General features: G+C 73.4%; 12 protein-coding genes. 6 read left to right on the forward strand and 6 right to left on the reverse strand.

Annotated features, from left to right (window positions below):
• The first annotated feature begins 432 nt into the window (after nucleotides 1-432).
• The 4 genes from ACZ6S8_RS32235 to ACZ6S8_RS32250 all read left to right on the forward strand — a co-directional run bounded on the left by ACZ6S8_RS32235 (nucleotide 433) and on the right by ACZ6S8_RS32250 (nucleotide 3,795).
• Nucleotides 433-1,398: an LLM class F420-dependent oxidoreductase gene (locus ACZ6S8_RS32235; RefSeq protein WP_469460974.1), complete on the forward strand. Its 966-nt coding sequence runs from the start codon at nucleotides 433-435 to the stop codon at nucleotides 1,396-1,398.
• Between the two features lie 13 nt (nucleotides 1,399-1,411).
• Nucleotides 1,412-2,083 carry an HAD family hydrolase gene (locus tag ACZ6S8_RS32240; RefSeq protein ID WP_469460975.1) on the forward strand — a complete coding sequence of 224 codons (672 nt, stop codon included), beginning with the start codon at nucleotides 1,412-1,414 and terminating at the stop codon, nucleotides 2,081-2,083.
• Between the two features lie 65 nt (nucleotides 2,084-2,148).
• Nucleotides 2,149-3,243 (forward strand): carboxylate-amine ligase, encoded by a 1,095-nt coding sequence (locus tag ACZ6S8_RS32245; RefSeq protein WP_469460976.1) that lies wholly within the window; start codon nucleotides 2,149-2,151, stop codon nucleotides 3,241-3,243.
• A 183-nt stretch (nucleotides 3,244-3,426) separates the two neighbouring features.
• Nucleotides 3,427-3,795 (forward strand): PRC-barrel domain-containing protein, encoded by a 369-nt coding sequence (locus ACZ6S8_RS32250; protein WP_469460977.1) that lies wholly within the window; start codon nucleotides 3,427-3,429, stop codon nucleotides 3,793-3,795.
• Nucleotides 3,796-3,866: 71 nt separating this feature from the next.
• Here the strand turns inward: ACZ6S8_RS32250 and ACZ6S8_RS32255 are convergent, their stop codons facing one another.
• A complete protein-coding gene (locus tag ACZ6S8_RS32255; RefSeq protein ID WP_469460978.1) occupies nucleotides 3,867-4,691 on the reverse strand; it encodes a DUF2382 domain-containing protein in 825 nt (274 codons plus the stop codon).
• A gap of 409 nt (nucleotides 4,692-5,100) precedes the next feature.
• Here ACZ6S8_RS32255 and ACZ6S8_RS32260 point away from each other — a divergent pair, with 409 nt between their 5' ends.
• Complete coding sequence (locus ACZ6S8_RS32260; protein ID WP_469460979.1) at nucleotides 5,101-6,828, forward strand: thiamine pyrophosphate-dependent enzyme; 1,728 nt, start codon at nucleotides 5,101-5,103, stop codon at nucleotides 6,826-6,828.
• Nucleotides 6,829-6,893: 65 nt separating this feature from the next.
• Complete coding sequence (locus ACZ6S8_RS32265) at nucleotides 6,894-7,241, forward strand: PRC-barrel domain-containing protein (protein WP_469460981.1); 348 nt, start codon at nucleotides 6,894-6,896, stop codon at nucleotides 7,239-7,241.
• Nucleotides 7,242-7,339: 98 nt separating this feature from the next.
• Here the strand turns inward: ACZ6S8_RS32265 and ACZ6S8_RS32270 are convergent, their stop codons facing one another.
• The 5 genes from ACZ6S8_RS32270 to ACZ6S8_RS32290 form a co-directional block, all read right to left on the reverse strand.
• Nucleotides 7,340-7,879: a DoxX family protein gene (locus ACZ6S8_RS32270; protein WP_469460982.1), complete on the reverse strand. Its 540-nt coding sequence runs from the start codon at nucleotides 7,877-7,879 to the stop codon at nucleotides 7,340-7,342.
• A 140-nt stretch (nucleotides 7,880-8,019) separates the two neighbouring features.
• Nucleotides 8,020-9,336 carry an aldehyde dehydrogenase family protein gene (locus ACZ6S8_RS32275; RefSeq protein ID WP_469460983.1) on the reverse strand — a complete coding sequence of 439 codons (1,317 nt, stop codon included), beginning with the start codon at nucleotides 9,334-9,336 and terminating at the stop codon, nucleotides 8,020-8,022.
• 182 nt (nucleotides 9,337-9,518) lie between these two features.
• Nucleotides 9,519-9,905: an STAS domain-containing protein gene (locus ACZ6S8_RS32280; RefSeq protein ID WP_469460985.1), complete on the reverse strand. Its 387-nt coding sequence runs from the start codon at nucleotides 9,903-9,905 to the stop codon at nucleotides 9,519-9,521.
• Between the two features lie 100 nt (nucleotides 9,906-10,005).
• Nucleotides 10,006-10,293: a WhiB family transcriptional regulator gene (locus ACZ6S8_RS32285; protein WP_469461039.1), complete on the reverse strand. Its 288-nt coding sequence runs from the start codon at nucleotides 10,291-10,293 to the stop codon at nucleotides 10,006-10,008.
• Nucleotides 10,294-10,449: 156 nt separating this feature from the next.
• A complete protein-coding gene (locus tag ACZ6S8_RS32290; RefSeq protein ID WP_469460986.1) occupies nucleotides 10,450-12,171 on the reverse strand; it encodes a PP2C family protein-serine/threonine phosphatase in 1,722 nt (573 codons plus the stop codon).
• Between the last annotated feature and the right edge of the window lie 129 nt (nucleotides 12,172-12,300).

The following is a 12,300-nucleotide window of genomic DNA, read 5'->3' on the forward strand; positions in this document are numbered from 1 at the left end:
ACCGTCAATGCGGGCCCTCCTGGTGGGTATTGGCCCGTTCTCCAGTGGCTCCGCCGAGCCCCGGTGGTCTACGGGGAGCCCCGTCGGTCCGGACGGCGCACGCCCCCGCAGGGTGTCCGGAAAGGACGGTCCGCGGCTTTCGCGGTCCGGCCGTGGCAGGCTGGACGTCTGCGCGTCGCCCTCCATTCGGGCGCTCTTGTCCGCGCTGTGGGACGGCCCGGGTAACGGCGCGCCGAACCGCCCGGCGGGCCGCGCGGCGCAATGGGTTCGCGGGTATTCACCGGATGGCTTGGAATTGCTCTCGCATATTGAGACGGATACCGGTGGACCCCCGTCCGCCGCGCCGCCGCGGACCGGCGTCGGCGCTGCGCCGTCCGGAGGCTCCCGACCCCGGAAGGTTTCACGCGGGCCGATGGCGGCTAGGCGCTGCACATGGTGCAAATCGGGTACACGATGATGACCGAGCAGGCCGGCCCGCGCGAGCTGGTCTCCCATGTGGTGGGTGCGGAGCGGGCGGGGTTCGACTTCTCCGTGATCTCCGACCACTCCTTCCCCTGGCTGGAGTCGCAGGGACACGCGCCGTACGCCTGGAGCGTGCTCGGCGCCGCCGCCCAGGCCACGTCACGGATCCCGCTCATGACGTACGTGACCTGTCCGACCTTCCGCTACCACCCCGCGGTCGTGGCGCAGAAGGCGGCCACGGTGCAGATCCTCTCCGAGGGCCGGTTCCGGCTGGGACTCGGCTCGGGGGAGCGGTTGAACGAGCACATCGTCGGCTCCGGATGGCCCGCCGCCCACGTACGGCTGGAGATGCTGGAGGAAGCCGCCGACATCATCCGGCGGATGTTCACCGGAGAGTACGTGAGCCATCACGGGGCGCACTTCGACGTGGAGAACGCCAAGCTGTGGGACCTCCCCGACGCACCGCCCCCGATCGGGATCGCCGTGTCGGGGCCCCGTTCCTGCGAGGTCGCGGGCCGGTACGGCGACCTCGTGATCGCCACGGAGCCGAAACCGGAGCTGCTGCGACTCTTCGACGCCCACGGCGGCGCGGGCAAACCGCGCGTCGGCCAGCTCCCCGTCTGCTACGACCCCGACCGCGACGCAGCGGTGGCCCGCGCCCACGACCAGTTCCGCTGGGCGCTCGGCGGCTGGAAGGTCAACGCCGAGCTCCCGGGACCGGCCGGATTCGACCAGGCCGCACAGCACACCCGCCCGCAGGACGTCGCCGACGCCATCCCGTGCGGCGACGACGTGGACGCCTTCGTCGAGGCCGTACGCCCCTACGCGGACGCGGGCTTCACCGAGGTCGCCCTGGTCCAGATCGGCGGCGACCACCAGGAGCCGTTCCTCGAATGGGCCGAGGCCAAGCTCCTGCCCGCGCTCCGGAACCTGTGAGGTGGCCGCCCCCATGAACCGCGCCGCGCTCTTCGACGTCGACGGAACCCTCACGGACACCAACCACCTCCACGTCACCTCCTGGTGGGAAGCCCTGCGCCAGGCGGGACACCGGGTCCCCATGCACGCCGTCCACCGGGCGATCGGCCTCCCCGGCGGGGACCTCCTCGACCACCTCCTGGGCGAGGACCGCGACCGCTCCGGCGACGACCGCATCAGCGCCGCCCACGACACCCTCTACGCCACCTACTTCGACCGGCTCGCCGCATTCGGCTCGGCCGCCGACGTCCTGCGCGAACTGGCGGAGACCGGGTGGAAGGTACTGCTCGTCACCTCGGCCAAGGACCGGGAGCTGGAGGCACTGCGCCAGGCGATCGGAGCGGACGACGCCCTCAGCGGCACCGCGACCTCCGACGACGTCGAGCAGGGCAAACCCGCGCCCGACCCCGTGCTGCAGGCCCTCGAACGGGCAGGGGTGCCGGCCGGGCGCGCGGTGTTCGTCGGGGACTCCGTCTGGGACATGCAGGCGGCCGCGAGGGCCGGAGTCACCGCCGTCGGCCTGCTGTGCGGCGGGATCCCCCGCGCCGACCTGGAGGAGGCGGGGGCGGCCGCCGTCTACCGCGACCCGGCCGACCTGCTGGAGGGCCTCGGCGACAGCCCGTTCTCGCGGGTGCCGGCGGGCTGATCCGGCCGGGGCGGGCGGGCCGATCGGCCGAGGGTGATCATGAGGTATGCGGGTAGCCGCAGAACGTGATCACGGTTGGTGTCGAAGAAGAGTACGTGCTGGTGGAGCCGGTCGGCGGACTGCCCGCACCCATGGTGGAGGACGTCCGCCGCACGGCGGGCCTCGGCCCGCTGGCGGACCGCGCCGAGGTGCAGGACGAGCTGCTGCAGGCGCAGGTCGAGGTGGCCACCCCCGTCTGCTCCACCCTGGAGGAGGTGGGGGGTCACCTGCTGCGCCTGCGCCACGCGGTGGCCTCGGCCGCCGAGGCGAACGGCTGCCGGATCGCCGCCACGGGCGCCGCCCCGCTGCGGGGGGCGGACCCCGTACCGGTGACGCGGACGCCCCGCTACCTGCGGATGGTGGGGGAGGCCCGGCAGCTCGTCGGCGAGCACCTGATCAGCGGCATGCACGTCCACGTGGCCGTGCCCGACCCGGAGACGGGCGTGGCGGTCCTGAACCGGATCCGGGGGTGGCTCCCGACCCTGCTGGCCATGTCGGCGAACTCGCCCGTGTGGGAGGGCCGGGACACCGGCTTCGCGAGCTGGCGGACCATCGTCTTCGGCCGCTGGCCGGTCAGCGGGCCGCCGCCGCACTTCGACGGGCACGCCGACTACGAGCGGCGGCTGGAGGCGCTGGTCGCGTCCGGGGTGATCGCCGATCGCGGACAGGTGTACTGGCAGGCCCGGCTCTCCGACCGCTACCCCACCGTCGAGGTCCGCTGCCTGGACGTCCAGATCAGGGCCGACGACGCCGTCATGCTGGCCGGCATCGTCCGCGCCCTGGTCGCCACGGCCATCGCCGAGGAGAAGGCGGGCACCCCGCTGGAGGCGTGCACGCCGGAGCTGCTGCAGGCAGGGAACTGGCACGCGGCCCGGCACGGCCTGAACGGCACCCTGCTCGACCCGCAGGGCCGCCCGCACAGCAGCGGTGACGTGCTGTGCTCGCTCCTGCGCCACATCACCCCCGCCCTGGAGGACGCCGGCGACCTCCGACAGGTGAGCGCGCTCGTCCACCGGCTGCTGCAGGAGGGCACGCCCGCCGACCGCCAGCGCCGCGCCCTGACCGAGGGCGGGCTGCCCGGGCTCGTCGGCCTGATCACCGGCGCGGCCGCGTCCGACTGAGCGGCGCGGGGAGGCGACCGCTGCCCGATCCGGGTGAATGGGCCGCCGGTGACGGGGCAAGCGGAGTGCGGAGCGGATTTCGGGCACACCGCGAAATCCGCCCGGACGAGCACGGCATACGGAAGAAGGAGGGGTGGCGGGAGATCTCCGCCGCCCTCCGTTGACCGGAGGAGTTGTTTTCGCGTGACTGAGCATGTGTGGAGCTACACGTCGACCTCGGGCCACCTGGCCGGTACCGATCTGACCGGCTACAAGGTCGAGGCGACCGACGGCGGCATCGGCAAGGTGGACAAGCACTCCGACGAGGTCGGTGACGCCTATCTGGTCGTGGACACCGGTGTCTGGATCTTCGGCAAGGAGGTCCTCCTGCCGGCGAGCACCGTGGTCCGGATCGAGCCGGAAGAGAAGAAGATCTTCGTCGACCGGACCAAGGAGCAGATCAAGAACGCTCCCGAGTTCCACCGCGACAAGCACCTCGCGGACCCGCACTACCGCGGTGAGCTGGGCACCTACTACGGCCCGGACGTCCCCTTCGGCGGCCGTCCCGCCTGACCCGCGCACGTGAACGGGCCCGAACTCGACGAGTTCGGGCCCGTTCCGCGTGTGCCTGCCACCGCGTGGTGTCAGCGGCGCGGGCCGCCCCGGCCCTCGCCCTTGCGGTTCTGGTCGTCCTCGAAGCGGATCTTCTCCTTGCGGACGGTGTCCGAGACCTCCTGCTGCTCGGTGACCTTCTCCGTCTCCAGGCGCACGCGCTCGACGGGCACGGTCTCCTTGCGGGTCACGGCCCGTTCGGCGTGCAGGGTGACTTCCCTCTCGGCGTCGCCGATGTCGCCCCGTACGCGCTCGCCCTCGCGGACGGGCTCGCGCACGACGCGGACCTCCTCGTGGCTGACGGGGACGGTGGTGGTGACGTTCTCGGTGACGACCACCTTCTTGAGGCGGGCCCGGCCGACCTCCTCGTTGGCCGTGCCCACGCGCAGCCGCTCCTCGGAGCGGATCAGCTCGTCCTCGCGGCGCCCTTCGCCGCGGTCGTCGACGTACGTCCCGGTCGCGATGCCGGGGGCGTCCACGGCCGTGCGGTGCGCCTTGCCCTTGCCCTGCCCGTTGCCGTTCCCGTTGCCGTTCGAGCCCGCCAGGCCGTAGTGCCGGTAGAGCCGGGCCTCCTCGTCGGCGTCCAGGTGCTGGTCGGCGTCGACGCGCGGGGCGTCCTTGACGACGTCCTTGGCGTGCGGGACGTGCAGGGCCTCGCCGTCGCTGCGGGCACCCGCGAGGGGGACGAACGACTCCTTCATGCCGAACCAGCCGGTCTTGACGGTGACCCACTCCGGCCGGCCCGTCGCGTCGTCGCGGTAGACCTGACCGACGCTGCCGATCTTCTCGCCGTCCGTGTCGAAGGCCGTCAGGTTGATCAGCTGCTCGGTGCTCAGGAAACCGTTTCCAGCGCTCATCGGTGAATCCTCCAGTGCGTACGGCACGCGATCCGCGGCGACCTCGGTGTCCCGCGTCACCCCGTGCCCTCCTCCTAGCCCGCACCCTGCGGCGTGTCTCCGCAACCGGCCGGAGCGCCCCGCCGGAGCCCCCGACGGCCACGGAGGCCGTGGCGCCGGTGTGTAGCCGTACTGTCACCCCGGGCCACCGCATGCGCCGAACGGGTGACCCTGCCGGGGTCCGCGCTCCACCGGCCGGACCCGGGCCCGGCGGGCGAAGGGGCCGGACCGCCGCCCGCATCAGCAAGCCGTGACGGGGCACGCGACGGGCAGGCGGCCGTGACCCGACCGCCCCCGCACACCCGCCCCGCACGTCCGCCGCGCCCGGCTCGCGCGCCGGGCGGGCCGCACCGGAACGAAAGGCACCCCTGTGGCACGCACCGTCGCCCACGTGATCGTCGACGCACTCAAGGAACTGGGCGTCCAGCACGTCTTCGGGGTCGTCGGGGACGCCCTGAACCCCCTGACCGAAGCGATCCGCACCACGGACGGCCTGAGCTGGGTCGGCTGCCGCCACGAAGAGGCCGCGGCGTTCGCCGCCGGGGCGCAGTCCCAGCTCTCCGGAACGATCGGGGTGTGCGCGGGCACCGTGGGTCCCGGCTCGGTACACCTCCTGAACGGGCTCTACGACGCCGCCAAGAGCCGCACCCCCGTCCTCGCGATCTGCGGCCAGGTCCCCCTTGCCGAGATGGGCAGCGACTACTTCCAGGAGGTCGACAACGACCTGCTCTTCCGCGACGTGGCCGTCTACCGCGCCACCGTCACCTCCCCCGAGCAGATGCCGCGGATGCTGGAGTCCGCCGTGCGCGCGGCCGTCAGCCAGGGCGGGGTGGCCGTGCTGACCGTACCCGGCGACATCGGCGACCTGGAGACGGGCGAGGACCGCCCCGCGCGCATCGCCCTCGACCGCGCCGTCACCCGCCCCGACGACCCGGCGCTCGCCGGGGCCGCCGAACTCCTGAACGCCGCCTCCCGGGTCACCCTGCTGGTCGGGCGCGGAGCACGCGACGCCCGGACCGAGGTCCTGCGCACCGCCGAACTGCTCGCCGCCCCCATGGTGCTCACCCTGAAGGCCAAGGAGGGGTTCGAGGACGACAACGCGTTCCAGGTCGGCCAGACCGGCCTCATCGGCAACCCCGCCGCCGGCCACGCCCTCGACCACGGCGACGTCCTCCTCATGCTGGGCACCGACTTCCCCTACCGGGACTGGTACCCGAAGGACTGCAAGGTGGTCCAGATCGACACCCGCGAGGAGCACCTGGGCCGCCGGGTCCCCGTGGACGTGGGTCTGGCCGGTGACGTGGGCGCGACGCTGCGGGCGCTGCTTCCGCTGCTGAAGGCGGTTCCGGACCGGGCGCACCTGGACGACGCCCGGGAGCGGTTCGCGCACTGGCAGGAGGGCCAGCAGCGGCTGGCCGACCCGGCGCACGAGCACCGTCTGACCGGGAGGCTGCGGGCCGCGCTGGACAACCGCGACCACGAGATCCGCCCCGAGGCGCTGGCCGCCGCCGTCGACGCGCACGCGGACGAGGACGCCGTCTTCACCTCCGACACGGGCATGGCCACCGTATGGCTCTCCCGTTTCGTCACCATGCGCGGCACCCGGCGCCTGATCGGCTCGTACAACCTCGGTTCGATGGCCAACGCGATGCCCCAGGCCCTCGGCGCCCAGCTGTGGGCGCCCGACCGGCAGGTCGTCGCCTTCTGCGGTGACGGCGGGCTCAGCATGCTGCTCGGCGACCTCATGACGATCAAGACGTACCGGCTGCCGGTCAAGCTCGTCGTCTTCGACAACCGCAGGCTGGGCATGGTCAAGCTCGAACAGGAGCAGGCCGGTCTGCCCGAGTTCGGTACGGATCTCGACAACCCCGACTTCGCCGCGGTGGCCACCGCGCTCGGGATCACCGGGATCCGCGTCACCGACCCTGCGGACCTCCACGAGAGCGTGCGCCGGGCGTTCGCCACCCCGGGGCCGGTCCTGCTGGACGTGCTGACGAACCCCGAGGAGGTTGCCGTGCCGGGCAAGCCGACCGTCGCGCAGGGGTGGGGCTTCGCCCTCGCCAAGGTGAAGGAAGCCCTGCCGGGCGGCGAAGGCTGACCGGAACGGGAAGGGAACACCGTGTCCGTCCCCCGGTACGGGGGACATTCCCGAAACGAGGATCCATGTCAGAACTCTGGAGCTACGGTCCCGAATCCCGCTCGACGGCGGGAGCCAGCCTGATCGGATTCAAGGTCGAGGCGGCCGACGGCCACATCGGCACGGTCGACGAGCACACGCAGGACGTGGGCTCCGCGTACATCGTCGTCGACACGGGGCCGTGGATCTTCGGCAAGGAGGTCCTGCTGCCCGCCGGCACCGTCGGCCGCGTGGACATGGAGGAGCGGACGGTCCACGTCAGCCGCACCAAGGACCAGATCAAGAACGCCCCGGAGTACGACAAGGAGAAGCACCGGGGCGACGCGGGCTACCGCGGTCGCGTCGGCGACTACTACGGCCGCGACGGGAGCTGACCCCCACGCCGCACGGCCTCGGTTCCCGTACGCGGTACGGGAACCGAGGCCGTGCGGCGTTGCGCGGGCCGTCCGCGGTCGCGGCGGCGGGGACTGCCTCAGAACGCGTGGGTGAGGGGGCGGGCCGCGGCCTTGGCGCGGGCGGCCGTCACCGCGGCGGCCGCTTCGACGGGGCGGCGGACCGCGCGTACCGGATGCCGGTGGTCGAGGGCGTGGCGGGAGCGGTAGGCCAGCGAGGGCTTTCCGTGGGTGTCGGCGGCGGCGATGAGCAGGCCGCCCAGGACGGAGAGGTCGGTCAGGAAGCGGACGCGCTGCAGGGCGCGTTCCTCCCGGTCCTCCACCGTCCAGAAGGCGTGGTCCGCGAGGGTGGTCGGCACCATCGTGGCGGCCAGCGCGAGCGCCGCGACGCGGGGGGCGCGCCCCGTCGCGAACAGCAGGCCCGCACCGACCTGGACGGCGCCGCCCAGTCGCGCCAGCTTCAGCGGATCCCCGGCGAGTGCGGGGATGCGGTCTCCGACCGCGCGGACGACGGGTTGGACGTGCTCCGCCACCGCCTCGGGGCGGCGCAGCGTGCGCAGCCCGTCGGTGACGAACGGGGCGGCCAGCAGGGGGCGGGCGAGCTTTCGAAGGACAGCCATGTCCCGCTCGTGCCCGGCTGCGGCCCGTCCATCCCGACGCGGGCCGACGGATCTGCCGGCCCGCGCCGGGTCCCGGCCGAGGGGCCGGGTTCCGGCGGGGGGCCGGGTCCTGGCGGGGGCGCCGGAGCCCGTTCCACCCCTCAGCCCAGGGGCTTGTCCAGTACGGCCTTGCGGTGGCTGAAGGCCTCCAGGGAGTAGCGGCCGTGGTAGCTGCCCATGCCGCTCTCGCCCACCCCGCCGAAGGGCAGGTCGGAGACGGTGAGGTGGGCGACGGGCAGACCGAACGCCAGGCCGCCCGAGGAGGTCTCCCGGGTCAGGCGATCGCGCGTGGTGGCGGACTCGGTGAAGGCGTACAGCGCCAGGGGCTTGTCGCGGTCGCGGATGAAGGCGATGGCCTCGTCGAGCCCGGCGACCTCGACCACGGGCAGGATCGGGCCGAAGATCTCCTCGCGCATGACGGGGGAGTCGGGTGCCACCCCGGCCAGGACGGTCGGCGCGATGTAGCGCTCGGCCCGGTCGTGGGCGCCGCCGACGACCGTGCGCCCGGAGTCGAGCAGGCCCGTCAGACGGTCGAAGTGCCGCTCGTTGACGATCCGGCCGTAGTCCGGGGAGGCCGCGGGGTCGTCGCCGTACAGCCCGTGCAGCACGGAGGCGAGCTCCTTCTCCAGCTGCGCGGCGGTCTCGGGGTCGGTGAGCACGTAGTCGGGCGCGACGCAGGTCTGGCCGGCGTTCATGAACTTCGTGGATGCCAACCGGGCCGCCACGACGGCCAGGTCCGTGCCGCGGTCGACGAACGCGGGGGACTTGCCGCCGAGTTCGAGGGTGACCGGCGTGAGGTTCTCGGCGGCGGCCCGCATGACGATGCGGCCGACCTGGCCGTTGCCGGTGTAGAAGATGTGGTCGAAACGCTGGGCGAGGAGGTCGGTGGTCACCTGTACGGCGCCCTCCACCACGGCAACCGCGTCGCCGTCCAGGTAGCGCGGCAGGAGGTCGGCGACGACCCGCGAGGTGGCGGGCGCCAGCTCGCTCGGCTTGGCCACGACGCAGTTGCCGGCGGCGAGCGCGCCGACGACGGGGGCGAGCAGCAGCTGGACGGGGTAGTTCCACGGGGCGATGACGAGGACCACGCCGAGCGGGTCGAGGACGGTGTGGGCGGTCGCGGGGCTCAGCCGGTCCGGTACGGGGGCGGGCTGCGGCCGGAGCCACTCGGCGAGGTGCTCCAGGGTGTGGTCTATCTCCCGCACGGTGAAGTCGATCTCGGTGCGGTACGCCTCCTTGCGGCTCTTGCCGAGGTCGGCGTGCAGGGCGGCCGCCAGCTCGTCACCCCGCTCGGTCAGCAGCGTCCGCAGGGCCTTCAGCTGGGCCGTACGCCAGGCCAGGGGCTTCGTGCGGTCGGTGGCGAACGTGGCGCGCAGCCGCGCGACGACGTCTGCGGGCTGTTCCGAGTGGTCCGACATGCGTGTCTCCAGTGACGTGGTGCAGCGCCGGGAGGGGTACCGGCGCTCTTCCTGCGGAACCGCGGGGGATGCACCCCCGTGGTTCGGTGTATATAGCAACTATCGCGGCGGGGGTATTCCCCGCGGGCGGACGGGACCGCGCCGGCGGGCCGGCCGCGCCCGCCCGCCGGCGCGGATCCGGCTCAGGTCTGGGCGGTCGCGGTGTCGAGGTCGGCGTGGACGGTGACGACCCGGTCCGCGCCGGTCAGGGACAGCAGGCGGGCGAGCTGGGCCGAGGGGCGGGCGACCCGCAGGTCGGCGAGCTGGCGCACGCGCAACAGCACCGTCAGACAGGTGGAGTCGGCGAAGGTGACGCCTGCCGCGTCCAGGATCACTATGTGGTGGGTCGCCGCGGCCTGACTGAGCGCCGCTTCCAGCGGCGGGAGCGTGTCGAGGTCCAGCTCTCCGCGCGCCTCGACCACCCAGGCCGCTCCGGACGCGTGCTGGTAGCCCAGCGGGCCGGCTCCGGCGTTGCTTCCGACGTCGGCTCGGCCGCCGACTCCCGTCGTGTTCTTCATCTCGTCTCCCATGACCGCGAGCATGCCCGACGGCCGGGGGCGGGACCAGACCCCGAAGGGCCTTCCGGTCCGGGACGGAGGCCGGGCCGCTCCGGCCGACTGCGGGACACCCCTACGCCGCGGCCGGTTCGGAGCGGACGGCCAGGTGGCGTTCCCTCTCCGTCAGGCCGCCCCACACGCCGTACGGTTCCGCGACGCGCAGCGCGTGCTCCAGGCATTGCGCGCGGACGGGGCAGGCCCCGCACACGGCCTTGGCCGCCTCCTCGCGCGCCGCCCGGTCCGAACGCGCCTCGCCCTCCGCGTGGAAGAAGCCGTCCGCTCCCACGCCGCGGCACGCGGCCTCCGCCTGCCAGATCCAGTGGTGCTCCGCCCGCCCGGGCAGGTGCGACACCCTCGCGATCCCCATTGCTCTCCTACGGCCAGGTCCTCGAACGCATGCTTCTGGGACGCGTGTGACCGCAAAAACGTGTTCGAAACGTGGGTGGGCGCATGGGCGTGACAATCGAACAGCAAGGCCGGAGCAGGCCGGTCGGGCCGGTCGGGCCGGTCGGGAGGGTCAGCCGAGGCGGACGGCCACGAGGCAGGTGTCGTCCTCGTGGGTCTCCGGCGTGTACGCGGCCATGATGCGGTCGAGGGCCTCCTGGGCCGTGAGCCCCTCGCACTCCGCCAGCACCGTGCGCAGCGCGTCGATGCCCGAGGTGATGTCCTCCCCTCGCCGCTCGACCATGCCGTCCGTGTAGAGCAGCAGGAGGTCCCGCGGCCGCAGGGCGACCGTGGCGGTGGCGTAGTCGTAACCGGGCAGCATGCCGAAGAGCGGGCCGCGGTGGCCGGTGTCGAGGACCGACGCCCGCCCGTCGCGGAGCAGCAGGGGCGCGGGATGCCCCGCGCAGGCCCAGCGGAAGTTCCGCTCGGCGTCGACGTGTCCGATGATGCCCGTCGCCGTCTCGGCCGCCGGGTCACCGCACAGCAGCTCGTTGAGCCAGGTGGTCAGCTCGCCGGCGTGGGTGCCCGGGGCGTGCGCGAGCCCCGCGAGGGCGTGGCGCTGCTGCGCCATCCGGGCGACCGCGCCCAGCCCGTGGCCGGAGGCGTCACCGATGGCGAGCAGGATCCGTCCGTCCGGCAGCAGGCGGCACTTGTACCAGTCGCCGCCGACGGCCGCGTCCGATTCCGCGGGCACGTAGGCGGCCGCCACGGACAGGCCGATCCGGGCGAGTTCGGCGGAGTGGGTGGGCAGCAGCGCCTCGCGCAGCGCGGCGGCCACCCGCCGCTCGGCCGCGGCCTCCTCGCGCAGCCGTTCCGACTGCCGGCGGCTCGCGGCGAGCTGCTGACGGCTGCGGACCTGCGCCGTGAGATCGCGCGCGATGAGGTGCAGCGACCACACCAGCCCGTCCGTGGCGACGACGGGATGCCCCACCAGGTGCAGGGTGCGGATCTCGCCCATCACGCTGAAGCGCACCTCGGCTCCCGGCGGCTCCTCCCCGTCGAGCAGCGCGGTCAGCAGTTTCCCGAACCGGGGCAGGTCCTCCAGCAGGACGGCGTCGCACAGTTCCGCCAGGGCCAGCGGCCGCGCCGCGTCCGTGCGGAAGATGGAGGCCAGGCCCTCGGACCAGGTGGTGGTGCCGGACAGCAGGTCCCAGGTGCCCCAGCCCATCGACGCGATGTACTGCGCGTCGAGCGACAGGAGCTCCGTCCGGTTCCGGGCGGGCCGCCACGTCGCCAGTACGCCGTCCCCGCAGGAGGCCGCGTCGTACAGCAGCTGGGTGCGGTGCAGCCCGTCGCTGCGCTGCTCGGTGTAGTCGACCGCCCGTTCCCGCAGGGCGCGTCCGGTGCCGAGCACGCCGGCCAGCGCGTCGATCAGGCCGCCGGACGCGGCTCCGGGCTGGACCTCCCCCAGCCGTCTGCCGACGTGGTGGTCGGGGGCCTCCATCCACTGGGCGGACCGGACGTGGTTGCCGGCCCTGACGGTGAAGTCGACGGTGCGGCCGGAATCGTCGCGCACCGGTACGAGCAGGGCGGCGGACACCGGGATGGCGGGCAGGGTCGCGCACAGGCAGGCCAACGGGTCGTGGCCCTCCGGCCCGTCACCGCAGGAGTGTCCCGGCCCGTCGCTCCCGCCGCAGGCGCAGGACGCGTCCGGGTGGTCCGCCGAGGTGGGAGGGGGGTGTCCGTCGTGCAGCCTCACCCCCGCGTCGCGGCCGGCCGCCGCGCGCAGCGCCGCGATCTCGCGGTCGAGGAGCTGCTTGAGCGCGTCCGGATCCTGCGGGATCAAGGGAGTCATCAGTCCTCATCGGTCGGCAGAAGACAGCACGGGGGCACCATGTCGGATGATGTCCTCTCTTGTTCTCGTCGACCGTACAAGGTCATGCGGTACCTCCGCCTGCGGATGAAGCGGCGCGCCGGTCTTCGG

Source organism: Streptomyces sp. NPDC048461 (assembly GCF_055587105.1).